The sequence below is a fragment of the Rhizobium sp. AB2/73 genome (assembly GCF_020871915.1).
Taxonomy (GTDB): domain Bacteria; phylum Pseudomonadota; class Alphaproteobacteria; order Rhizobiales; family Rhizobiaceae; genus Rhizobium; species Rhizobium dioscoreae.
Genome location: NZ_CP067073.1, coordinates 624,041 through 648,356, shown reverse-complemented (window position 1 = coordinate 648,356; position 24,316 = coordinate 624,041). Strand labels below are relative to the sequence as shown.

The window sequence follows — 24,316 nt, the reverse complement described above, 5'->3', positions numbered from 1 at the left end:
CGGTGGCACGCTCATCCGACCTCGATCGTGTCATCATCATCAACGACCGTTCCGCCAAGATAGGCGGAGCCTCGAATCTGGCGATGCTCTCGGCCACTTTGCTGCAGGAAGCCGGGGTAGCCGTGACCTACTTCGCCGGCGATGGCGCCGGCTCGGAACAGCCGGCGGCCGACACCATCAATCTGGCCGCGCAGCCGCTAACTCAGCAACCGCGTCTCAGTGCACTTGCCAGCGGTCTTTATAGCCATCGGGCCTATGAAGGCTTGAGCGCTCTCATGTCGCGCGTCGATACCAAGGGCACTATTTATCATGTCCACGGCTGGTCGAAGATCCTATCGCCGTCGATTTTCCGCGCCCTATGGCCGGTTCGGGACCGAGTCGTCCTGCACGCTCATGACTATTTCCTCTCGTGCCCGAACGGAGGATTTGCCAATTACCGGAGAAGCCAGGTCTGCCCTCTGACGCCGATGTCGCTCGGCTGTCTGGCGACAAACTGCGACAAGCGCGGCTATCACGAGAAGATCTGGAGATCGGCCCGCCAGATGGTGAGGGAGCATTATTACCCCATCCAGCAATTTGCCGCCAATATCATCGTCGTGCATCAACGTATGCGCGAATACTTCGCCCGCGGGCGGATCAACATGGGCAATATCGAGACAATTCGCAATCCGGTCGAACCCTTTCTCGATCATCCTACTGAGCCGTGGAAGAAGCGCGATTTCTTCTTTGTTGGTCGACTGGAGCCGGAAAAGGGATTTGAAGATGCCGCGATCGCGGCGCGGCTTGCCGGTGGAAAGCTGCAGATCATAGGCGATGGCGCCGGCCGCGGTCGGCTGGAACGGGACTTTCCCGAAGTCGTCATTCACGGCTGGAAATCCAAGAGTGAGATGCGGAACATCCTTTGCGACGCGCGCGCCCTCGTCATTTCCTCCCGGGTGCCGGAACCTTTCGGATTGGCGGCGCTCGAGGCCGTGACGAGCGGCATACCGGTGATATTGCCGGATACCGCGCTTCTCGGCGATGAACTTGCGATACTCGGATGCGGACTGACCTTTCAGGGCGGCAAGGTGGAAACGCTGGCAAGCGGAATGCGCCGGCTTGCCAGCGATGACATACTTCTTCGACGGATGAGCGTGAATTGCCTCCGCCGATCAGGCGAGCTGGCGCACACACCTGTCTCATGGCGCGAAGCATTGCTTACCCTGTACGATCGTGTTCTTGACCGCGCAAACGCTGCCAGACCGAACTTGCGGTCGACCTTGAACGACGACTTTTCAGCCGCTCATCGACTGATCGACGAAGCGGGCTGAGGCTTGTGGGTAGCTTTGTGCCCGGCGTCCTACGCCAATGGGACTAACCCAATGTCCGCAGGGTCAATTGTCAAGGATTGGGGCAGCTGGCAGCCTTTGAAGGAGCATGATGGTGGTGAGGGGTCCGGAAGATGTTATCGACTTTTGACAGCATTGCCCATCGCGAGCGATCTCGCCGCGAGGCGAAGCGGGCGGAACGGCGGGGACGCGCCAAGCGTATTGTCGACCTCGTTCTTTCTGGGCTCGGGCTGTTGTTTCTGGCGCCGGCGCTGCTTGTCATCGCGATTGCACTGCTTCTGGTCGACGGCCGGCCCGTCATCTATCGCCATACGCGCGTCGGCCGCGATGGACGCCCGTTCGACTGCCTGAAATTCCGCACGATGCGCAAGGATGCCGATCGGCAGCTGGCGGAGCTGCTGGCACGTGACGAAACGCGAAAGCAGGAGTGGCTATCGACACAGAAGCTGACGAACGACCCTCGCGTGCACTGGCTCGGGAAATACCTGCGCATGAGCAGCGCCGACGAGCTACCGCAACTGGTGAACGTTCAGCGCGGTGAGATGAGCCTGGTCGGACCTCGACCTGTCGTTGCCGCGGAGCTCGATCGCTATGGAGCCAATCTCTATTGTTATCTGGGGCTGCGGCCGGGGATCACGGGCCTCTGGCAGGTCAACCGCCATGCCGATACCACTTACGAGGAGCGTATCCAGTTCGATCTGGATTACTTCCATAGCCGTTCCTTGCGCACCGATTTTGCAATTCTCGTAAAAACGGTTGGCGTCGTGCTGCTCGCACGCAACGAAAAAGAACGTCTCACCAAATGAAAAAAGCGGCTACGGCAATCCAGACGACAAGGCAGAAAATCACCAGAATCCAACGAAGCAAAAGTTTCTGGCGCAATCCACCCGGCCGTTCCGGGGCGATGCGATCATGGTTTTCGTCTTTCATAAGCGGCTCTGCGTGGTGTTTCATGACGATTGCCGGCAAGCCCCTCTTCTATTGCCGAGAATTTCCATCGGACCCTGACGTTCAGGGTAATAATTTCTCTGATGCAAAATCGAATAATTCCGGCGCACCCCGCTTGCAGGCAGCGCTTCATTGCACGGAATCATGTCCTGAATGGGAACACTATAGACTTTATCTGGTGCAAGGCTGGAAACAATTGTGGATTATCATGTTACACTTCAATGGGATTTCTCAACCGGGCGATGCGAAGGCCGCCTATGCTCGTATTTACTTGTCGCGACGGTGCGCTGATGGATAACTTTCCGCTTCGCCCCAAGCGTGCCATCTGGACGAGCCTACGTTACTGGATAGCCGCCCGCATGCCCGCGATCGTCGGCGACGGAGCGTCGACGCTCGTTTCGAAAGTCGTATCTCAGGTCGTCCAGCTTCTCATATTCCTCGTCGCCGCCCGTGTGCTGGAATCGGCCGAATTCGGTCTCTATGCGTTCAGTTCCGCTATTGTCGTCATGCTCGTCGTGATCTCTGAAGGTGGATGGGGCGAGTTCGTCATGAAGGCCGAGTGTACGGATCGCGAGCTCGACCAGATCGGCACGCTTTCGATCGTCGCCGGGGTGCTCGTGACCATCGTCGGGCTGCTTGCTTCCGCCATTGCCTGGCTCCTTTTCGGCAGGCCGCATGAAGCGCTTCTCCTCGTTCTTTTCAGCTGCTGGTTTTTGCCATCGTCCCTTTACGCGGTTTACGATGGGTTGTTGGTCGCACGTGGCCTGCTGCGCAAGCAGGCCACCATCCGGATGGCAAGCGAAATTGCCGGGCTCTGCGCTACGATGCTTGGGCTGTGGCTCGGCTGGAACGTGTTTTCGCTCGCGGCGGGGCGGCTCGTTTCGCAGCTCGTTTGTCTTACCGGCTCGGCAGCCGTGCTTGGCTGGCGTCCCAAGCTGCATCTCACCTGGCCTTTCGCGCGCGAAATTCTCGAATTTTCCAGCCATATCCTGTCGAACCGGCTGATCCTCTTTCTGCGATCCTATTCCGGAACGCTCGCGATCGGCAGCTTTCTGGGCCTCGCGGAGGCAGGTTATTATCGCGTCGCGGAACGTATCGTCGCGGCATTTTCCGAACTCATCGGCGAACCCGCGCGAATGCTGGCCTGGACCCTGTTTCGCCGTGCCGCGATCGTGATCGGGGTGGACGGAAGGCAGGTTCGCGACGCCGGTCCTTCCGCAACGATCTTCATGACGGTCCTCATGGCAATTTCGACGCCGATCTATCTCGGCCTTTCGCTCATATCATCCGATTTGATCGACATCGTCCTCGGCAAAAAATGGGCGCCAGCGGCGATTCTGGTCGCGATCCTGTCCATAAAACAGATCCTGTTGATGCCGGGCTACGTCACGGAAGCCCTGCTATCCCTGTCGGGCAATATCAGGCGCATGCCTCCCACCCTGCTGTTGAATGCGGTGGTCTCCGTCTCCCTGATCCTGCTTCTGGCGCCTTTCGGCGTGGTTGCCGCCGCCTGGGGACAGTGTCTGGCGTCGTTGATCTCCTTTTTAACATCGATGCACCTGCAAAAGAACTATGGCGGCCTTCGCTGGGGGCGTGTGCTGCGCAAGAGCGGTTATCTTGCCATTGCCGTCGTGTTGATGGCGTCGGCGGTTTACGGGCTCGGCTATTTCGCCGGATCACTGAGCATGCAGCGCGTGCTGACCGTGTTGCTGCAGGTGGTCTCGGGCGGGGCAATCTATGTCTGCACGCTTCTGGCTTTGGAGAAGATGAGCGGAGGCGCGGTTTCGATTCTCTCGGGCAGGCGGTGATCGGCGGCGATAGGATGGTTAGAGATAGGGGATGTAGGATGACGGCTTCATTGGAGTCCAATGTGTCATGGTCGGCACATGCGCGTTCGGCCTTGAAGAGCGCCGCACAGACCGCCGCTCAAGGGCTTTCGCCACTGCGCCTTGCCAGAGGACGACTGAACTATCTCTTGCCCTTTCCACGGCGGTTTACCGGCGCCTATGGCACCTATGGCGCTGCCATGGCTGCCGCCCGCAGACAGACCATGGCCGGCTACGATCACGATGAGATCGCGACCGTGGCCTTCGCCAAAATGTGTGAGGTGACGCCCTGGGATTATCCGGTGCTGTTCTGGGTCCGCAATTTGCTGCATGAGATCGATGGCCTCGTCGATGCTGGTGGGCACATGGGCACGAAATATCGCGCCTTCCGTCCCCTGCTGCCGCTCGACGGCGCTTTTCGCTGGGTCGTCTACGATCTGCCGGCCATCGTCCGCGCCGGGCAGAGCCTTGCCGAAAAGGAAGGCCTGACGAGCCTGTCCTTTGTCGATCGGATCGCAGACGCCGGCGAAATGCCATTGTTGCTTGGATCGGGGTTGATGCAGTATCTCGATATGCCGCTATCCGGACTGCTATCGCAAATGCCTTCGCTGCCGCGGCATCTGATCCTCAACAAGGTTGCGCTGCGCAAGGGCAGCACGGTCGTCACGCTGGAACGCATCGGCAGGTCAAATGTCCCCTATCACGTGCGCAACGAGGCGGACTTCATCGACGATATCGCAAGGCTCGGCTACAAGCAGGTCGACCGCTGGTCCATTCCCTCCCTGTCCCACGCCATAGACACGCACCCGGAACTCGGCCGCAGCGAGAGCGCCGGTTTCTATTTTCGGCTGGGCTAGGACAATTCCGGGGAAAGTGCATAGCGGCTTTCCGTCGGGAATTGCGCAAAAAGGCCAGAGCATTTTCGCGACTCGAGCGGAAGGTTTTAGCCGCGATGGAGCGATAGGTCCGCTTCGTTCCGATGATCCGGCCTATGCGATTGCTTGGACGCGTGCCGTTGCTTGAGGTGATCGGCAAGGCGAATAGCCAAGGCGAGAAGCATCAGCGTCGGATTGGCGTGGCCCGGCGTCGGGAAGACCGAGCTGCCGGCGACAAACAAGCCATCGATGCCGTGAACCATGGCATTGGTATCGACGACGCTCGTTCGCGGATCGGTTCCCATGCGGGTGGTGCAGGAAGGGTGGGCCATATCCATGAAGACGGGCTGGGCGTTCTCCCTTGCCGCGATCCAATCCGGCAGCACTGGTTTCGGTAAGCCAACGCGAACGAATTCTTTCGAGATCAATCCTGCAAGCCGTTTGACACTGGCGATTTCGCGCTGGCCGATTTTCCAGTTGACCCGCGGCAATGGCTGACCGAACCGATCGCGCTGTTGGGCGAGCATGATACGGCTTTCGGGATCGAGCTGTTGCTCGACCATGACGTCGAAGCGCAATTCAGTCGAGCGATGCGGCAGGCCGCGCTTGCGCACGAGGCGTTCGTAGAGCCCAGAGCTGATCATATCAGCCGATCTCGCGACTGTCGCAAGATCTCCCATGACGGTCTTGCCCGCCCCCTTCGTCAAGCGCTTTAGTGCCGCCCAGGGATCATCCCAAGCATGGAGCTGCACCGGATAGGCGGCGCAGTTGGTAAGGCCTTCATATGCCTGAATTTCCGCGCTTAAGGACAGGCCCCTGAGATAGAAATGCGTGCGTCCCCCGTGGCTGAGGCCATAGAAATTGAAATGACGTGCGATCGCATCGATGTCGCGTCCCGTGAAGCGGCAGAGCGATGTTCGGGGGTGGTCGCAGAGATAGCGGCCGACAACATCATGCTTATTGCCTATGCCCGCCGGCAGATGAGAATTGGATGCGAGCAGCAGGCGTGCATTCTCGACGCCCCCACCGCAAAGAACGATGGTGTTTGCACGGACAGTCGCGCTGCGGCCGATGGCGCTCCGGAGATTGAGCGAGGTCACCCGGCGGCCCTGGCTGTCGACATTGATCTCGGTCGCCGTGGCATGCGTCAGAAAGCTTATGTTCGCGGCCGTGATATCGCCAGCAAGTCGGGCAAAGCGCATCGGCTCGGCACGCGGATGGCGCATGTGGCTGAATTGCCAGAAGAAAGGCTTCAGAAGCTGCTTGTCCAGGCCAAGATCGTCCGGGCGTGAATGGAGCAGCGCAAAAAGGCGCTCATCGTAGAGGTTCGGCCCGAGGTTGAGCAGTTTGCCGGCTCGATCGAGAGCAGGCAGCAGCTGCCCGCGATCGATCGGCCAGCCGGAGAGCGGCAGCCACGGTCGGTTCTCGAAATCGATGTCATCGAAGGCGGCGCATTTGCCGACCCAGGTATGGCTGCTGCCGCCAAGCATGCGATTTCGCAACTCGAATGCGGGAACATCGTTCAGCCATGCCAATCCGCCGGTATAGCCCCGTCCTTCGGGCACGGCATTCGCCGAAACGAATGGCTCGCCAATGTTCTCGACGGAATTCAGCGCCTGTATTTCCGCCTCGTAATCCTGGCCGCCGCTCTCGATGACAATGACGCGAATGCGGGTATCGGCCAACTCGCGGGCGATCGCAATTCCGGCCGGTCCGCCACCGACAATCGCAATATCGGCATGTATTTCAATCCCTTCCGGTATAGATCTCAAGTCACTGGTTATCATGATCGTTTTTCCGCTCGTTTTCCTATTTTTTACCAGCATCGCGAGCATGTGGATAACTGTTCGATTGGCATAGGCGGGCGCGATATCTACCGATTTCGGATAGGTGATCTGATCGGTTCCGGCGCTTCTTTCAGTCGGAAGTCCATGCTGAAAATGCGCCAATCACAGGCTAGGCTCTCCAGCAAATGCCGAGTTTCCTGGGAGCGAAGATCATGGCCAAGGTGGGGTTACGGGAGTGGTTGGCGCTCGCGCCGGTATTTGCCTCGGGCAAATTGGCACGCTACAGCGACGAGACCGGCGGCCCGCTCGGGCGCTTCGAAGCCGATTTTTCCACGAAGTTCGGTGTGCGCCATACCTTGGCCACGAGCAGCGGAACCGGCGCATTGATCTCGGCGCTGGTTGCCGCCGGCGTCGGTCCCGGGGATGAAGTGCTCGTGCCCGCCTATACCTGGATCGCGACCGCTGCCGCTCCACTGGCCGCCGGCGCGGTGCCGGTCCTGGTCGATATCGACCACACGCTAACGATGGATCCGCGGGACATATTGCGTAAGATCACGCCGCAGACGAGAGCAATCATTCCCGTCCATATGTCGAACATGGTGTGCGACATGGACAGTATCATGCGCATTGCCCGGGAGAACAACCTCGTCGTCATCGAGGATGCATGCCAGGCTGTCGGATTGCACTACAAGACCAAGCGGGTTGGGACGATCGGTGATTTCGGAGCCTTCAGCTTCAATCAGTTCAAGAACATCAATTGCGGGGAGGGCGGGGCCGTTGTCACGAACGACGCGCGGCTGTTTGCGCGCGCCCGGATGTATCACGACATCGGCTCCATGTTTCGCGGCCACCTCGACAATGCCAACGAACCGCCCATGCTGGGGGTGAATTTCAAGGCGAGCCAGATTCAAGGCGCCATGCTGAACGTGCAGTTGAAAAAGCTTGATCCGATGATTGCCCGCTTGCGTGAGCGCTACGATGTGATGAGCGAAATCTTCGCCAAGAGCGGACAGATCATGGTGGGGCCTCACAACGATATCGGCAATGCGGCGGGCCTCCACGTCATCTTCGAGACGTCGGACGAGGCCAAGCGATTTGCCGAGGAGAACAAGCGTGGTGTCTATCGGCTGTTCGATTCCAGCCGCCACGTTTATACCAACTGGCAACCTGTTCTGCAGCAACGCACAGGACATCCGGCGATGAACCCCTTCCACTGGACCGATCGGAAGATCGAATACACACCGGAACTTTGCGCGCAGACACTCGACATCCTGAAGCGCAGCTGCCGCATCAGCCTTGGAGAAAACTATCCCGTCGCGTTGGTCGCCTATATGGCGAAGCGGATGTCACGGCAGGCAAAATCGAAGAACGCCAATCTCTTCTACGCAACGATCTGACATGGAGAGCATCGGACCCGACACAATCGATGTCTGGCACTGGAAGCTGGACATGCCGTTGCCTGATCTCGGCATGTATATCACATTGCTGTCGCTCGACGAATGCGTTCGGACCATTCGCTTCTTCCATGATCGCGACAGGCATCGTTTCGTCGCCGCCAGGACCGGAATGCGGGTTATCCTCGGGCGCTATCTCGGCATTCCGCCGCGGTCGATAGGCTTCGACTACGGCGACAACGGGAAGCCTTATGTCGCGATCGGCGGCGCTTGTCCCATCCATTTCAATCTCAGCCACAGCGCCGACCGGGCTGTCCTTGCTGTTTCCGATCGTTACGAACTCGGCATCGATATCGAGGAAATTCGGTTCCTGAAGGAAGATATTGCGAAATGGTTCTTCTCCCGCAAGGAGTATCAGACGCTTCGATCTCTGCCGGCTGACAGCTACCTGGATGGTTTCTATCGCTGCTGGACGCGCAAGGAAGCGTTCATCAAAGCCCATGGTGCCGGCTTGTCGCTGCCGCTCGACAGTTTCGATGTCACGTTCGACAGATCGAAGCAATCGCGATTGGAACGGCTGGAGGGGGACGAGGATGCACCGCAAAACTGGGCCATTCTGGAGCTTGCGACACCGGCCAACTTCGCTGGCGCGGTAGTTGCCTCGACCGGCGGGCACCAGGTAGGCCTGCGCTATCGCAACGGAAATATCAGTCAGATGGTCAGCCGCGCATCGAGAATGTAGCGGCCGTCGACGGCATCGAAATGATGGCAACCATGAAGTCCGGCCTTGAAAGCCGGGGTAATGGTGCGAATGCGGCGTTCACGATAATCGTCGAGCGTGAGTCTCTCGATCTCCATGATGTTGAGAGCATAGCCATAAATGCCGTATGCATTGTGCTGCGAGGGCCGCAACAGCCTGCCGCCACGTTCGAAGATGCGCCCTGCGCCTCGAGCCTCGGTACTCCCGATGACGACCGGATTTCGCTTGTGGGGTCTTATGCCTGTGAGCGCCGGGCCGTCGACTTCGAACAGATAGAGCTCGCTGCAATGGTCTTCATAGGCATGGAAATCCGACAGGTTGGTGAATAGCCACCATTTGCCGCCATGGCGGATCAAGACGCTATCGGCCGGCGATTGGCCCTCGAAGGCAGTGGCGTGCAGCTCCCATTTCACCGGAAACTCACGGCAGCGCCAGACCTCGAGCCGCCGTGCCTGATGCGTTTCCGGTATCATGAAGATCTGGTCGCCATCGCGAAATATGAATGGATAGGAGAGATGGTAGGGGCGCTCCAGCGCCACCCCGACCTGCGTGAGTGCATCGCCGTCGAAACGGCCGACCGCGATATGCGCCTTGCGGTCGCCGTGGGAATAGGCCTCATAGAACAGGTAGCATTTGCCATCCTCCTGAAACAGGAACGGATCGGCCTTGATGCTGTTGTTGAGAGGTGGAATTTCCACCGCCTTGCTCGGATCGAAATCATCGATGTGACCGTGTCCCGTATAAAGTGTCCATATGGCCGACTCGGCGCGGAGCCTCGCCCTGATCGATTTGAATGCCTTGACCGAGATCGTTCCCGCGACGATGCAGCCGTAGCGAAAGAGATCGCCGGGCGATGGCGCCTGCTCGATGATCGAGCCAGCAAAGGCGGATGGGTTGAACCGCCTGGTGTCGGCGAGCCGCGTCAGCTCCCGCAGCAGAAGGGTAACGCTTCGCTCCCTTACAAAGGCACTCAATCGCGCTGCACTGGGCTTGATGTTGAATGACGCCCGCGCAATCTCGAACCTGCCGGCCTTGCCACCGCGCTTGGCATAGAGGATCAGATCGGCAGTCGACGCGCGAGCAAGGACCTCGGCATAGCCGTACCAATCGACATCCGCCGATCGCCGGTCGGAGAGGTTGAAGGCCCATTCCCCGAATGGGAGAGCCGCGATCGCATCGTCGGCCATGCTCATTGGAACCATGCGGATGACGAGGTCGAGCTTCAGACGGCGCAGCGACGCCACCGTAACGTTGTCGACAGTGCCCGTCTTGTCGCCATCGGATTCGTAGCAGTCGACAAAACGACGGCGGCTATTGAAATGCTTTGGCAAATAGGCGGGTTGACGCGCAAGAGCCCGGGTCTCCAGTCGCGCACTCCAGGACAACAGCTTCGATGCCTTGCCGACGCCGAACGGATGAGGATGAGTGAGCACGGCTGCAAGCTCCAGGCCCGGGGCGGCCAGAATTCGGTCCAGGATCATCAGCTCCCAATTTGCGAGCGCATGTCCGCGCGCGACGAGAATGCCGACCCTCAATGGCTTGGTCTCGTTCATGACTGTTTCCTCTATGGCTCGACCATTTGCCGGATACGGTTCGAGGCATTGGCGGCTACCTAAAGCCTTTCCGCTTTTTCGAGTCGCGAAAGCGCTCTATCCTTTTGTTTTCACGTAATTCCGGATTGAAAGCCGCTATGCACTTTTCCTGGAATTAATCTAGGCATCGGCGAGTTTTCCCGAGAGCGTCGACGCCAGGTCGCGGATGCCGTTGCTGGTCAACGAATCCTCATGCCAGCCGTCGATATCGACCACCATGCAGTCCTCTCCGACCGCCTCACCCCATCCAAACCGCATTTTGCGCGCTCGAGGATGGGTCGCACTGCTTCGAAGCAGGACAACGCTCTCGTCCCTTGTCCGCGGCGGCTTATAGCGGCGCGCCGCCGTCACCAGCAATTTGGTAACGGCCTCGTTCGCCTCTTCTTCCGGAGAGTATTGACCGGCCCTGACGCCAAGGATCCTCAGTAGCGCCAGTGAGACCTCGAACTCCTTGAGATAGTCGATCAGCCGGATACGGCGGGACAGAAGTTTCCGGGTGAAATAGGCAAGACGTTTGCGCCGCCGCTCCCGATGCCATCGCGCTTGCTCCTGCTTCGGCAGGGAGGCGAAATAGCCTGGAGCCCAGGCATCGATAATGGCCGTGACGCCGACATCCATGCCTCTCTCACGCAATTGCCGGCTGATTTCCATCGCAAGGACGCCATTGACGCAGAGCCCGACGATGGCAATGCGGTCCGCGGCCTTGTCGATCCGCATGGCATCGATCGCATGGCTGGCGATATCCTCGATGCTGAGACCGTCCAGGCCTCCTGTCAGATCCGCATGGAACATGTTGACGTTGTATACCGAAATCTCGTCCGGCAATTCATTGGCAAGACGGTAGTACAGGAATGGATGGTTGAGGGTATAGACCGCCCCGGTCCCCACCCCATGTTTGCAGGTAATCAACTCCCACGGGTTTACTGCTTTTTCCCGCGGTTTCTCGATCTCCTCGCTGTTGAAGATCGCAGCTGCAAAGCCCGCAAACGTCGGCTGTTTGAATAGAAGCTGCAATGTCGGGCTTGTATCAAGTCTTGCGCGTGTTTCCGATAGTAGCCGGAGCGCGAGAAGCGAGTGGCCACCGAGCGCGAAGAAATCATCATCCGGGCGTATTTGCGGAACCTGTAGGACTTCCTTCCAGATTTTAGCAAGCGCTTCCATTCGCGTATTCGGTGGCGATTTGCCTGTGACGGCGCCATCCATCGGCGCAGTCTCGGCGGCAGCTGCCACGTGCCGGTCCGGCGCAATGAGCGAAGAAAGCGGCGCCTCAGGGCGATCGAGAGCAATTTCATAAGCGTTCCTCCATAGTTGCAGGAGGCTTTCGATGGTGCTGGCTTCGAAAAGGTCGGCATTGTATTCGATCGACATGCGCCAGCCTGTCGGCCGTCCGATCATGATGAAGCTTAGGTCGTAGATGACGCCGGGGGATTGCGAGGGCGAGCTGATCAGCTCGAAGCCGCCGTAGCGACGATCCTCGAGAAAGGCTTTCTGCAGATTGAAGTTGACCGAGATCAGCGGGTTGCGCGCCGGATCGCGCACCGGATTGACCAGTTCCACGAGCTTGTTGAACGGCATGCGCTGATGGTTCAGCGCCCCTTCGATTGTCGCGCTGACGGAACGGATATGTTCGGCGAAGCTGACATCGGAGCCGAAATCGAAACGCAGCACCAGATTGTTGATAAAGACGCCGATCATATCCTCCAGATCGCTATGTTCACGGCCGGCGATCTGCGAGCCGAAGAGCACGGTCGGAGCCTCGGTCAACCGATGAAGGGCCGCACTGAGGACGGCAGCGCCGAAACTATATTGCGAGACGCAATGAGCGCGCGCGGCCGCATCCATGCGATCGGTGAAGGCGGGTGGCTGGACAATGGAGAGAATATCACCGCGATTGGTTTTAACCTGACCGCGAGGCCGGTCGGAAATGACTTCGAAATAGGGGGCGCCGAGCAGAGTTTCGCGCCAGAAGGTTTTTTCCGTCTCGAAGCCGTAGCTCTGCAGATATTCCTGTTGCCAGAGGGCATAGTCGCCATATTGCAAGGGCAGCTCGGGCAGGACCGGTGCACGCCCCGCATCGATTGCGGCGGCTATTTCGCCGACCTCTCGCCCGAGGACGCGGATCGACCAGCCGTCGAAGCAACTCTGATGGGCCGTGATCAGCAGGAAACCGCGCTCGTTTTCCGCCATCAGCAGTGTGACGCGGAACAGGCCCGGCGCGCTGAGATCGAATGGCGCCTGCGCCGTCTCCTCGCCGATCGACAGGATCCGCGCCTGGCGCTGCTCCGGCGGCATGCCGCGCAGATCGATCACCGACATCTTGAAGTTGACGTCGCTGACGGCCTGCTGGAAGGGCCTGCCGTTCCTCTCGATGAAGCGCGTTCGAAGGATCTCGTGACGCTGAATGATCTTTCGAAAGGCTGCTTCAAGGGTCGAGACCCTGAATATCCCCCGGATTTCCCACCGAACCGCGACATTGAGCGCCGGGTTGCCGGGATTGAGCTGATCGAGAATCCAGCAGCGCAGCTGTGTCTGTGTACAAGGAAATTCACCGATGATCTGCGGTTCGGCAAGCGAACCGCTTGGGCTGTTATCGACTGTACTCATAGAGATGCCCCCAGGCCGCGGCGCGCGCCGTTACGAAAATCTCGCAGTGATGGAATGTGGAGATGCACTGCATCGGATGGATCCCCTCCCTGGGCGTCGGCAAAGGCTGCCAGCGCGGCGATCGTTGGATGGCGCAATAGATGTTTTGCCTCGAGCGACAACCCGTTGTCGCGCATGCGGGCGGCGATACGGAATATGGCAAGTGAATCGGCGCCCAGCGCGTAGAGATTGTCGTCAATGCCGATGTCGCCGAGGTTGAGCACATCCTGCCAGATCGCCAGCAGCCGTTTTTCCATCTCGGTTTTCGGCTGGACCTTGGTTGGCGCGACAACACGCTGCGGTACGCCGCGCTGCTGCAAGGTCTTGCGGTCGAGCTTCCCGTTGCCGGTCTGCGGCAGCTCGCTTTCCATCACCCAGAAGCTCGGCACCATATGCGCCGGCAGATTGGCTTTGGCATGTGCCGCGATATCGGCTGCAAGTGCTTCGCCGCCCTCCGCGGTCGGCACGATGTAGCAGACCAGGGAACGATCGCCCCTGGCGTTTTCGGCGACGACGGTCGCACATTGGCGCACGCCTTCCACCTTGGAAATGACGGCCTCGATGTCGCCAAGCTCGATGCGGAAGCCGCGCAGCTTGATCTGCTGGTCACGCCGCCCGAGCAGCTGCAGCGACCCATCGGCAAGCCGCCGTCCGACATCGCCGGTCTTATAAAGCCGCATCGGCTTCCCGATGGCAAAGCAATGCGGAACGAAAGCCTTCTCGGTGAGATCGAGACGATCGAAGTAGCCTTCGGCAAGCCCGTCGCCTCCGATGTGCAGCTCGCCAATGACACCGACCGGTGCGATATTCTCGCTCTGGTCGAGGATGAAGAGCTGGGTGTTGGCGATCGGATGGCCGATCGTGATCGGCTGATCCGCATCGGTGATGCGCTGCAGCGACGACCAGATCGTCGTTTCAGTCGGGCCGTACATGTTCCAGAGCTCGCCACCGATTTGGAGCAGGGAGCGCGCCAGCTCTTTGGGCAGGGGTTCGCCGCCGCAGAGCATTTTCAGCGCCGGCCGATCCTTCAGGCCCGCCTCCACCAGCATCTGCCAAAGCGTAGGCGTTGCCTGCAGCACCGTGGCATCGTGTTCGTCGATGAGCTTGACCAGTTCGAAGCCGTCCTGGACCTGACTGCGGCTGGCGATGACGACCTTTCCGCCCGATATCAGCGGCAGGTAAAGTTCCAGACCGGCTATGTCGAACGAGATGGTCGTCACTGCGACAAGCGTGTCATCCGCACTAAAGCCCGGTTCCTTCGCCATGGAGAGCAGGAAGTTCGTCAGGGACCGATGCGAGACCTCCACGCCCTTCGGCATGCCGGTGGAACCGGATGTGAAGATGATGTAGGCCGATGCTGTGGTATCGACGGGCAGGGTCTTCAGGGGGAGGCCCGTCATCGAGTTGATCGCCTTGGCATCCTGATCGAGCCGGATAACGGGGATATCCGCCGATGCCAGCCGAGCCATGTCGTCGCTATCGCAGATCAGGCCGCGGATGCGGGCGATTTCCAGCGTCTGCCGTAGGCGTGGTTCCGGGTGCGCCGGATCCATCGGTACGTAGGTATGCCCCGCTTTCATGACGGCGAGGAGGGCGACGATCATATTCACCGAACGCTCGACCAATATAGCAATCCGCTGGCCGGGGTCGGGAAGCGCCATCTGGAGGTAGAGGGCTAGCTGGTTCGATCGGGTTTCCAGCTCGCCGTAAGTGATCGACTGGCCGTCATGTTGAGCCGCAACGGCATTCGGATGTTCGGCCGCCCGTCTGGAGAAGAGCGAGAAGACGAATTGATCGTGATCGTAAGGCATTGCCGTCCGGTTGAGATCGTCGATCAGCCAGGACTTCTCGGCCGCGGAAAGCAGAGGCAGCTCGGCGATCTTGTGATCCATGTCCTTGGCCAAGGCTGCCGCCAGCGTCGAGAAATGGCCGATCCATCGTTCCACGGTCGCGCGGTCGAAGACATCGGCGTTATAGTCGACATCGATGCGGATGTGGTCGCTCGCCTCGATCATGTTGAAGAACAGGTCGAAGTTGGAAAAGGCCTTTGCATTCGGCTCGATGGTTGGCGTTAGATCGCCAAAGGACGATCCGCCGGCCATGCGTTCGAGGTTGAACTGGATCTCGGTGAGCGGCAGGCGGCGTGGATCACGCTTGGTATCCAGTTTGCGCACCAGCGTGCCGTAGGTGTAATCCTGATGTTCAAAAGCCTGGAATACGAGCTGCTGCGTTGCCTTCAGATGTGCCGCAAACGGCTCTGTCAGCGATACAACCTGACGCAACGGCAGCAGATTGACGCAATGGCCGACGAGGATTTGGCCGTCAAGCAGGCTTTGACCGGCCGAGGGAATGGCGATGACGATATCATCCTGGCCCGATAGCCGTGATACCATCACCTGGAGGGTCGCCAGCAGCGTTGAAAATAGTGTAGCGCCCGACTTCGCCCCCCTTTTCTTCAGCGCCTTGTAGACCTCGGCGCCGATATAGCCGGTGCAGCTTCCGCCGGCAAAGCTGCGATATTCCGGCCGTGGGCGATCCAGCGGCAGATCGGGAAGATCGGGAACCGTCTTGAACTGATCGAGCCAGAATTGCTCGGTCGCCTGCGATGTCTCCGGCCTGGGCGAAAGGTCGGTCGAATAGGTGGCAAAGGAAAGTGCCGGCTGGAATTCCGGAACATTCCCGGCGCTATAGGCCTTATAGGCCATCGCCAGTTCTTCGATGAAAGTGTTGATCGACCACCCGTCGCAGATGATGTGATGAGCCGTGAAGACCAGCACATGCTTTTCGGGTGCCAACCTGATGATGCTGGCGCGGACAAGAGGGCCGTTGATCAGGTCAAAGGGTGTATGAGCATCATCGTCGATGAGAATCGCAAGGCCTTGGTCATCGATGTCTTCAAGGAGCGGCAGCTCGAGCCTGAAATCCGGAATGAAGCGGAAATATTCGCCGCCGCGATCGAAGCGAATATGGAAAGCGTCGTGACGCGCGATGACCGTATCGAACGCCCGCCGGATGGCTGTCTCGTCCAGGGTCCCCTCCAACGTCAGCGAGAAGGACTCGTTGAACGAGCAGGAGGCTTCGTCGCCCGCCTGGGCTGCAAGCCATATTTCCGTCTGCGCTTCCGTCAGCGGCGCGGATTGCGGCCTTGCGTCGGATGCCTGCACCGGCATTGGCGATAGGGTTGGCTCCCTGATCGCGGTGAAAATACCAACCGCCTGCATGGCGTCGAGGCTGTCGCGGAAGGCTTTCGCGATGGAGCGGAAGTCGTCCTCGCTGTGGGCTGTCGTCAGGAAGCAGGGGTAACCGTCCTGTATATGGACGCCATTCAGTCGCATCTGTGCATAAAACAACGCGCCGAGCGGGTCCTGACTGGAGAAATCGGTGGCAAACCAGCTCTTGTAGCCATGAACGACATCGGCGATGCCGCGCCTGGCGAGATCGGCCTTGATCTCGGCTACGAGTGCCTCCGTTCGCTCTGCGACACGGTCGTAGAGGGCGGAGCCTTCTCCCTTGATATGATGCAACACGGCCTCGGCGGCGGCAAGCACCAGCGGATGACGGACGAAGGTCCCGGCAAAGAATGTCGGTGCCGTCATGGGAACGGAATTATCACCGTAGGTCCAATGGCCGCCGTCGAGGGCGTCCATGAAACGCGGGCTGCCGACCAGCACGCCGATCGGCATACCGCCGCCCACGACCTTGCCATAGGTCGCCATGTCGCCCTTGATGCCCCAGATCGCCTGCATCCCGCCGGGATCGACGCGGAAGCCGGTGACGACCTCGTCGAAGACGAGGGCGAATTCGAATTGAGTGGCGATATCACGCAATTCCCGGACGAATTCGCGCGGCTGCAGTTCCGGATGGCGGCTCTGAATCGGTTCGATGATGACAGCCGCTATATCGGTTGCATTGGCGCGGATGAAATCGAGGCTCTCCGGCGCGCCATAGCGCAGGACCGTCATGTTCGACACGGAGGCCAACGGAATGCCGGAGGCGACCGGCAGGGCAATCGGCTTGTCGGCACGATTACGGCCCTTGACCAGCACCTCGTCGAACTGGCCGTGATAATCGTTGGCAAAGACCACGACCCGATCGCGGCCGGTGACGGCGCGCGCCAGGCGCATCGCGGCCATGACCGCTTCCGAGCCGGTGTTGCAGAAGGTCACCCGATCATGGCCGGTCACTTCGGCGATCATCTTGGCGACATCACCGGCGAGCGGCGTCTGCGGACCGATGGCAAACCCGCGGTCGGCTTGAGCCTTGACGGCGTCGATCACGAAATCCGGTGCGTGGCCGAAGGCCGTCTGTCCGAAGCCATTGACCAGGTCGACATACTGGTTGCCGTCGATATCCCATATATAGGCCCCCTTGGAGTGGTCGCAGACGATCGGGAAGACCATCTCCTTCCAATCTGCGCGGAAGCCCGATGCGGATCTGGGGTCGGCCAGATATCCGCGATGCTCCTGCGTGAAGGCCTTGGACTTGGCATTCTTGGTTTCATAGGCCTTGGTGAGATCGGTAATGAAACCCTGCTTGGCGGCGGAAATCTCCGATGTCACGCTTTTGGCGTTCGGACGATAAAGCTTGATGCGCTCGGTGCCGAAATCGCTTTCGGCAGGTGCTGGCGTGGCAGGAGGGGAGGATGGCTGGCTTGCTGCATCTTGCTGGGCTGGCAAGACGGTCGCTGTGGACGGCATGCTTGGCGTTACCGCAGCCGGAACCCCGCCCTGCATGGCCTGCAGCATCAGCAATTGCTGGGAAAACAGGGTTTGCGCCATCTGGATCTGCGATTGCAGTACCGTGGCGAGATCCGATGCCCCAGCCGGGATCGATGCGAGCTGTGGAGCAGGCGCAATGATCGGCATCGGCGTCGAAACCGGCATGGGAGGTGCCGCCGCAGCAGCGTTGGGGGCCGCGGTCAATGGTTCGGCCGTCTTCACCGCATCCTGTGGCATTTGACGATCGAGATAACCAGCCAGATCGGCAACGGAGGGAATATCGCTCAGCAGTTCCCGGAAGGAGATCTTGACCTTGAAGTCTTTCTCGATGCGCTGCGCGAACTGGCCGACGAAGAGGGAATCGAAGCCGAGCTCCAGAAAGGTTGCTGCTCGCTCATCCGGCCCGAGCGTTTCGCCCGACATGTCGCTGAGCAAGGTCAGAAGAGCCGCTTCCAATTGCGGCAGACGGTTGGAGGTGGGAATGGGTGCTGCAACATTCATTGCTCGATTCTCCCCGATAAGGTTGACGTCAGAGACAAAGGGTTCGGCGGCTGGCCGACTGTCTATTTCGGCATTCGGGCGCTGGGTCGATGCCCGACGCGAGGATGGCGGGGCATCGATCCAGTGGCGCTGCCGCTGGAAGGGATAGGTCGGCAGGGACAGGCGCTGCCGTGACACCGATGGAAGTGCCGGCCAGTTGAGGCGGCAGCCGGCCATCCACAGCTTGCCGTGAGCCTCTGCAAGCGTTGCCGCGGCGGCGGAGGCCCGGTCATGTTCGGGCAGGCTTTGTACGATTGCGGCAAGACCGTCGCGTGCGATCGTCTGGGCGGCAAAGACCGACAGTGTGCGTCCCGGCCCCACTTCGAGAAGAACCGGCTTGCGGTCGCGGCAGAGCGTGGCAAGCCCGTCGGCGAAGCGAACGGCGTCGCGGCAATGCATGGCCCAGTAATCCGGCGAGGTCGCCAATTCGGCTGTCTGCCAATCACCCGTCACACCGGAGATGAAGGGTATGGTGGCCGTACCGTAGGTGACCTTCTCGGTCTCCTGGCGTAGCGCCAGAGCCGCATCGTTCATCATGGCGGAATGGAAGGCGTGCGATGTGTGCAGCCGGCTGAAGGCGATCTCAGCTTCCGAAAGTGCCGCGCAAACGGTCTCGATATCGGCAAACGGACCGGAGATGACGCAAAGTTTCGGGGCATTGATCGCGGCGATCTCCACCGCGCCGCGCAGGTAGGAGGCCGTCGTTGCGGCATCGGCACGAACGGATACCATCGCACCTTGCGGCTGATGCTGCATCAACCGGCCGCGATTGGCCACAAGACGGAGGCCATCCTCGAACGAAATGACGTTGGCGAGCGTAGCGGCGACAAACTCGCCAACGCTGTGGCCGATCATGGCATACGGCTTGACGCCGCGGCTGAACCACAATCGGGCAAGCGCATATTCGACGAGATAGAGGCAGGGCTGCGCGATGCGGGTTTCGCGCTGCTCGTCGGTGATGGCCTGCGTCGCCGAGCCGGTGTGGCAGATGTAGTCGCGCAGATCGAGCCCGAGCGTCATCTTCAAAAGCTCGGAACCGCGGTCGATCCAGCGCGCAAACTCCGGCTCCGAGCGGTAAAGCCCGGCACCCATGCCGACATATTGCGCGCCCTGGCCTGGGAACATGAAGGCGACGGACGGCTGATCGGCGGCGACGAGCGGCTGGTAGCTCTCCGTCGTCAGCTTGAGGATCGCTTCCTCGATATTTTCGGCGGTAACGGCCAGCCGGTGACCGAACTCGCGTCGTCCGGTTTGAAGCGTGTGGGCCAGTCGCGCCATTGAAAGCTTCGGGTTTTCGGCGAGATGGTCACTCAGATTGGCGCGCATCTCCGCAAGCGCCTGCTTGCTGCGAGCCGAAAGCGGGAGAATGTGGTGGCCCTCTGCCTCTTTCGACTGAGCCAGGGGGTAGGGGGGCTCCTCCAAAACGACGTGAACGTTTGTTCCGCCTACGCCGAAAGCGCTGACACCCGCCCTTCGTGGCGCCTGTCCCCGTGGCCACTCGGTTGCCGTCGCCGGAATGTAGAAGGGACTTTTCTCAAGATCGATGCGGGGATTGGGCTGCTGATAATTGGGCATCGGCGGGATTTTCCCGCTGTGCAGGGCCAAGGCCGTCTTGATGAGGCCTGTCACGCCGGCCGCCGCGTCGGTATGACCGATGGTGCCCTTGACCGATCCGAGCGCGCAGCGGCCTGGCTGCGACGCATCCTGTGCGAAGGCGCGCGTCAATCCGTTGAATTCGATGGGGTCGCCGAGCGGCGTCGCCGTGCCATGGCATTCGATATAGCCGATGGTCGAGGGATCGACGGCCGCATTTGCGAGAGCCGTGGCAATCGCTTCGGCCTGGCCTTCCACACTCGGTGCCGTGAAGCCGACCTTGTCGCTGCCGTCATTGTTGATGCCATAGCCGCGAATGACCGCATAGATGTGATCGCCGTCCTTGAGCGCGTCCTCATACCGTTTCAGGAGGACGACGCCCGCCCCGCTGGCAAAAACCGTTCCGGCGGCGTTGGCATCGAACGGCCGGCAGGTTCCGTCGGGTGAGGCCATGCCGCCTTCCTGGTAGATGTAGCCTCGCTTTTGCGGAATGGTGACGGACACGCCGCCCGCCAAAGCCATGTCGCAGCTATAGGTCAGCAGGTTCTGGCATGCCTGGGAAACCGCGAGGAGCGAGGTTGAGCAGGCGGATTGCACTGTGAAAGCCGGACCGCGCAGGTTGAATTTATAGGCGATACGGGTCGCCAGCGTGTCGTTGAGCGCGCCAACAAGCTCATGGAAGCAGCCGATCTGGTAGTTCGACGTGAATTCTTCCGCCTTGGCGCGATCGCGCAGAACATTGTTGATCAGGTAGGTCGGCATCGAAGAGCCGGCGAAAACCCCGATCAGGCCGTCATAGCGCTGTGGATCGTAGCCGCCGTCCTCGAGGGCTTCCCAGCATATTTCGAGGAAGATCCGGTGCTGCGGATCTGTAACGGCGGCTTCGCGCGGAAACATGCCGAAGAACTCAGCGTCGAACATATCGGCGCCGTCGAGATGGGGCCTTGCGGCGACATAATTCGGCTGTGCCCGTTCTTCATCGGTAAAAGCGTCTTCAATCTCATCCGGCGAAAAAAGCGAAAAGGCGTTCTTTCCTTCGAGTACAAGCTGCCAGAGTGCCTGCACCGAAGGGGCTCCGGGAAAGCGGCCGGACATGCCGATAATGGCGATATGCCCGGAAATTTGCTCGCTCAGGTCCTCATTGTCTTCGAAATCACGCTGATTGCCATTGTCCTGGTGATTCCCTTTCATAAGGAGCTCCTGCGGATATGAGAGATCGCCTTTTTCTGCAGCGCGGCACGCTGCGCCGCGGCGGCAAGACGGGTTGGGCCGGATGCGCGGCCATCCAGGTGAAGTGCGAGTTCGCGAATGGTCGGATGACGCAGCAACGCAACCACATCAATCGCGTGACCGAGCGTCTCTTCGAGCCCGGCATGAATTTCCATCAGCTGAAGGGACGTGCCGCCGAGATCGAAGAAGTTCCGATCGAGATCGACGCTTTCGAGCGCCAATGCGTCTTGCCATAGCGTCGTCAGCAGTTCCTCCGTCCGGCTCCTGACATCGGCGGGCTTTGTCTGGGTTTCGACCGGAGGCGGCAGCAATTTCGAACGATCGACTTTCCCGGCCGGGGTCAGCGGCAAGGCGTCAACGATAACCGTGGCATTCGGGATCATATAGGCGGGAAGAGCCGCGCGCAGTGTCGCCATGACGCTCTGCGCCAGATCGGCGCCCGCGCCCATATAGCTTTCCTTCGGGCACAGATAGGCAACGATGCGCTTGAGGTTCTCACCCTGCATGTGGCAAAGCACGATCCCGTCGGCAAGGCGTGGATCACGGCGAAGTGCTGCCTCGATCTCATCGAGTTCAATGCGCTTGCCGTTGATCTTGATCTGCCGGTCCCGGCGTCCCTTAAAGATGACAGTGCCGTCCGGCTTCAGGCAGGCCACGTCGCCGGTCAGATAGAAGCGCGTCACGCCATCCCTGGTTTCGATGGTGACGAATTTCTGTTCCGTCAGCTCCGGTCGCTTGAAATAGCCAATAGCGAGGCCGTCCCCCGAAATCGCCAATTGGCCCTCAATGCCTGGAGGAACAACACGCAATTCCTCGTCTAATATCGCGATTCCGGTATGAGCGATTGCCTTACCGATCGGCAGCTCAGTGCCCGAAAAGCTTGGCAAAACCTGAAAAGCGGTGGCAAAGACGGTCGTTTCGGTCGGCCCATAGGCATTGGTGAGCCTGCAGCCGGGATAGTGCTCCAGGAAGCGGCGAGCGTGAACGGCCGAACCGACATCGCCTCCAAAGAGGATATGACGAAGTTTCGGCAGGGTCGCGCGGGCGTGATCGGCAAAGAGATTGAATAGCCCCGTCGTCAGGAAGGCGATACTGACACCCGTCTCCTGCATGAAATCGGACAGCCGTGAAATCGAGAAATCGGTATCGGGCATGACCGCCAATGTGCTGCCGTTGAGGAGCGCACCCCAGATTTCGAGTGTCGATGCGTCGAAGGAGATGGTGGCCGTGTGCAGGACGACGTCATCGCGGTCGAATTCGATATAGTTCTGATCGAGAACGACCCGCGAAATACTGCGATGGCAGATCATCGTTCCCTTGGGCCGCCCGGTTGAGCCGGACGTGTACATGATATAGGCGAGATCGCCGCCCGTTATCTCGATGGACGGCATGGTTGCGCCGGGCCGATGTGCCATTTCCGCGATGATGGCATCCGCTTCGATGACCTTGCCGTTCATGCTCGGCACGCCGGCCAGCTTCTCGCCATGGGCGCAGTCGACGAAAATGACCTTGGGAGCGCATTCCGCGATGACGAAGTCGAGATGCTCCACGGGAAAGGCTGGGTCGAGCGGGAGATAGGCGCCGCCGGCTTTCAGTATGGCCAGGGTACAAATGATCGCATTGATGCTGCGCGGCAGGAAAAGGCCGACGATGTCGGCCTTGTGGACACCTACCTTTATCAAATGCAACGCCAGCGCATCGGATATGCGATCAAGGTCACGATAGGTGATACGGATATCGCGGGAAACGAGAGCTGTTGCCTCCGGTACTGCCCTGGCCTGTTCGCGTAGCATGTGATGAAGGCAAAGATTGCGATCGTAATGCATGCTTGCTGCGCCAATTGTGTCTGCCTGCGCCTCGCGGTCAATCATTATCGCTCTCCGGGTTGTCCTGCGATGGATGACGGCATGTTGCGAAATGCTTCGTCGTCGATCGCAGAATTTCACGCTGGAGCAAAAGCACCAGCTGGTCATTGGGATGATTGTCCGCACCACCGAAAGTCGTAAGTCATGAGGGCGCGTAGCCATTTTGTCGGAGAGGTCCGCCATGGCCGCCGCAACGCGACCGAAAGCATTATGCGCGGCATCTATCCTGCCAATCGAAAGGTCACACGGTCGCCATGGTTCAGGAAGAATTACCGGAGAGCCGGACGATGCAGAGGCTATTTGAACTGATAGGCTCTGACGTAATCGACGAACATGAATGATGGGTCGGCCGCAGCCATCTTGGATATGCCGTCGACGATACCGAGGTCGATGAGCATATACATCGGCTGGCGATGTTCCGGCGGAATTTTGGTTTTCCAGACGAGATTACCGTCGAAATACATGCGTATGAAATCGGAATCAATCTTCACGCCATAGGTGTGCAAATCAGCGGGACTTGCGGTGGCGAATACATTGATGCGGGAAAAGGCAGAGTCGTGCCGCCCATCCCGATGCCAGACATGCACCGTCGAAGAGTAGGCGCCGGGCTTATCGCCGTAATATTCGATGACATCTATCTCGGCGGTAGCCTTTGACCGATCCCTGCCGATAAGCCAGAAGGCCGGCCAGACACCGGGTCCATCCGGCAATCGCGCCCGCATCTCGAAGTAGCCATATTGCTGAGAGAAACCGTTTCCATGCTCATCGACCGAGGCAATCAAGCCGGAGCGCCATAGACCCTTGCTGTCGCGTGCAGCGGTAATGCGCAACGTCCCATCCTGTATTGCGAAGGGGAAGTCACCACTCGGATCCGAGAAGCGAGCGCCACCAAAGTCGCCATTCCATGGTGTGTGGGAAATCCAGCGGGTACCGGGTCCCCAGGCGGAGATGCTGAGATCGTTGAAAGCATCCTCGAAGGTAAGTGTCATACTGCTGACATCAAGCGTATCGCCTGTATCACCGGCGCGAACAATTCCTGCATCCATGATCGAAACCAATGCAGCCGCAATCGACGCGCGAAGAAATACGCGGCGGTTGCTCCTGCATCGAACATTGGATATCGGCGAGAACTGATCCATGCATATGAGAATGAACGGTACAATTTCTGCGGTATAGAACGTATTTCGGCCATAACGTCCACCAAAAGGCTTAGGCGT

The 24,316-nt window shown here is 59.6% G+C and carries 13 protein-coding genes; 6 read left to right on the top strand and 7 right to left on the bottom strand.

Features of this window, described 5'->3' with window-relative positions; translation table 11 throughout:
- The first annotated feature begins 2 nt into the window (after positions 1 to 2).
- Both I8E17_RS28995 and I8E17_RS28990 read left to right on the top strand, forming a co-directional pair.
- Positions 3 to 1,310 (top strand): glycosyltransferase family 4 protein, encoded by a 1,308-nt coding sequence (locus tag I8E17_RS28995; RefSeq protein ID WP_113367485.1) that lies wholly within the window; start codon positions 3 to 5, stop codon positions 1,308 to 1,310.
- Between the two features lie 131 nt (positions 1,311 to 1,441).
- Positions 1,442 to 2,134: a sugar transferase gene (locus tag I8E17_RS28990; protein ID WP_069615122.1), complete on the top strand. Its 693-nt coding sequence runs from the start codon at positions 1,442 to 1,444 to the stop codon at positions 2,132 to 2,134.
- Here I8E17_RS28990 and I8E17_RS28985 read toward each other — a convergent pair.
- Complete coding sequence (locus I8E17_RS28985) at positions 2,124 to 2,297, bottom strand: hypothetical protein (protein ID WP_162718440.1); 174 nt, start codon at positions 2,295 to 2,297, stop codon at positions 2,124 to 2,126. The genes I8E17_RS28990 and I8E17_RS28985 overlap by 11 nt on opposite strands.
- 236 nt (positions 2,298 to 2,533) lie before the next feature.
- On the opposite strand from I8E17_RS28985, the gene I8E17_RS28980 reads away from it, so the two are divergent.
- Both I8E17_RS28980 and I8E17_RS28975 read left to right on the top strand, forming a co-directional pair.
- Entirely contained in the window at positions 2,534 to 4,084 is a 1,551-nt protein-coding gene (locus I8E17_RS28980) for an oligosaccharide flippase family protein (protein ID WP_229002218.1), read from the top strand.
- Between the two features lie 38 nt (positions 4,085 to 4,122).
- On the top strand, positions 4,123 to 4,959 hold the full coding sequence (locus I8E17_RS28975; RefSeq protein ID WP_083258298.1) for a methyltransferase, TIGR04325 family: 837 nt from the start codon (positions 4,123 to 4,125) through the stop codon (positions 4,957 to 4,959).
- A gap of 86 nt (positions 4,960 to 5,045) precedes the next feature.
- On the opposite strand, the gene I8E17_RS28970 is transcribed toward I8E17_RS28975, so the two are convergent.
- Entirely contained in the window at positions 5,046 to 6,764 is a 1,719-nt protein-coding gene (locus I8E17_RS28970) for a GMC family oxidoreductase (protein ID WP_229002217.1), read from the bottom strand.
- A 212-nt stretch (positions 6,765 to 6,976) separates the two neighbouring features.
- On the opposite strand from I8E17_RS28970, the gene I8E17_RS28965 reads away from it, so the two are divergent.
- Complete coding sequence (locus I8E17_RS28965; RefSeq protein WP_113367506.1) at positions 6,977 to 8,161, top strand: DegT/DnrJ/EryC1/StrS family aminotransferase; 1,185 nt, start codon at positions 6,977 to 6,979, stop codon at positions 8,159 to 8,161.
- 1 nt (position 8,162) lies between these two features.
- Positions 8,163 to 8,900, top strand: a complete 738-nt coding sequence (locus I8E17_RS28960) for a 4'-phosphopantetheinyl transferase superfamily protein (protein ID WP_113367483.1) — start codon at positions 8,163 to 8,165, stop codon at positions 8,898 to 8,900.
- Here I8E17_RS28960 and I8E17_RS28955 read toward each other — a convergent pair.
- From I8E17_RS28955 to I8E17_RS28935, 5 genes are all read right to left on the bottom strand, one after another.
- A complete protein-coding gene (locus I8E17_RS28955; protein ID WP_113367482.1) occupies positions 8,870 to 10,471 on the bottom strand; it encodes a hypothetical protein in 1,602 nt (533 codons plus the stop codon). The two genes, I8E17_RS28960 and I8E17_RS28955, sit on opposite strands and share 31 nt — an antisense overlap.
- 159 nt (positions 10,472 to 10,630) lie before the next feature.
- Positions 10,631 to 13,114: a condensation domain-containing protein gene (locus tag I8E17_RS28950; RefSeq protein ID WP_113367481.1), complete on the bottom strand. Its 2,484-nt coding sequence runs from the start codon at positions 13,112 to 13,114 to the stop codon at positions 10,631 to 10,633.
- On the bottom strand, positions 13,111 to 21,195 hold the full coding sequence (locus I8E17_RS28945; protein ID WP_113367480.1) for a non-ribosomal peptide synthetase/type I polyketide synthase: 8,085 nt from the start codon (positions 21,193 to 21,195) through the stop codon (positions 13,111 to 13,113). The genes I8E17_RS28950 and I8E17_RS28945 overlap by 4 nt, the downstream gene beginning before the upstream one ends.
- On the bottom strand, positions 21,192 to 23,105 hold the full coding sequence (locus tag I8E17_RS28940) for a non-ribosomal peptide synthetase (protein WP_113367479.1): 1,914 nt from the start codon (positions 23,103 to 23,105) through the stop codon (positions 21,192 to 21,194). Before I8E17_RS28940 ends, I8E17_RS28945 begins: the two co-directional genes overlap by 4 nt.
- A 290-nt stretch (positions 23,106 to 23,395) precedes the next feature.
- Positions 23,396 to 24,145, bottom strand: coding sequence for a glycoside hydrolase family 16 protein (locus I8E17_RS28935; RefSeq protein ID WP_229002216.1), 750 nt, complete (start codon positions 24,143 to 24,145; stop codon positions 23,396 to 23,398).
- Between the last annotated feature and the right edge of the window lie 171 nt (positions 24,146 to 24,316).

What these genes read in the sequence shown, in the direction of transcription:
- I8E17_RS28960 (WP_113367483.1), top strand. Translation starts at nt 8,163, where the DNA reads ATGGAGAGCATCGGACCCGACACAATCGATGTCTGGCACTGGAAGCTG.
- I8E17_RS28940 (WP_113367479.1), bottom strand. Translation starts at nt 23,105, where the DNA reads ATGATTGACCGCGAGGCGCAGGCAGACACAATTGGCGCAGCAAGCATG.
- I8E17_RS28990 (WP_069615122.1), top strand. Translation starts at nt 1,442, where the DNA reads ATGTTATCGACTTTTGACAGCATTGCCCATCGCGAGCGATCTCGCCGC.
- I8E17_RS28955 (WP_113367482.1), bottom strand. Translation starts at nt 10,471, where the DNA reads ATGAACGAGACCAAGCCATTGAGGGTCGGCATTCTCGTCGCGCGCGGA.
- I8E17_RS28975 (WP_083258298.1), top strand. Translation starts at nt 4,123, where the DNA reads ATGACGGCTTCATTGGAGTCCAATGTGTCATGGTCGGCACATGCGCGT.
- I8E17_RS28965 (WP_113367506.1), top strand. Translation starts at nt 6,977, where the DNA reads ATGGCCAAGGTGGGGTTACGGGAGTGGTTGGCGCTCGCGCCGGTATTT.
- I8E17_RS28950 (WP_113367481.1), bottom strand. Translation starts at nt 13,114, where the DNA reads ATGAGTACAGTCGATAACAGCCCAAGCGGTTCGCTTGCCGAACCGCAG.
- I8E17_RS28935 (WP_229002216.1), bottom strand. Translation starts at nt 24,145, where the DNA reads ATGGATGCAGGAATTGTTCGCGCCGGTGATACAGGCGATACGCTTGAT.
- I8E17_RS28945 (WP_113367480.1), bottom strand. Translation starts at nt 21,195, where the DNA reads ATGAAAGGGAATCACCAGGACAATGGCAATCAGCGTGATTTCGAAGAC.
- I8E17_RS28970 (WP_229002217.1), bottom strand. Translation starts at nt 6,764, where the DNA reads ATGATAACCAGTGACTTGAGATCTATACCGGAAGGGATTGAAATACAT.
- I8E17_RS28980 (WP_229002218.1), top strand. Translation starts at nt 2,534, where the DNA reads ATGCTCGTATTTACTTGTCGCGACGGTGCGCTGATGGATAACTTTCCG.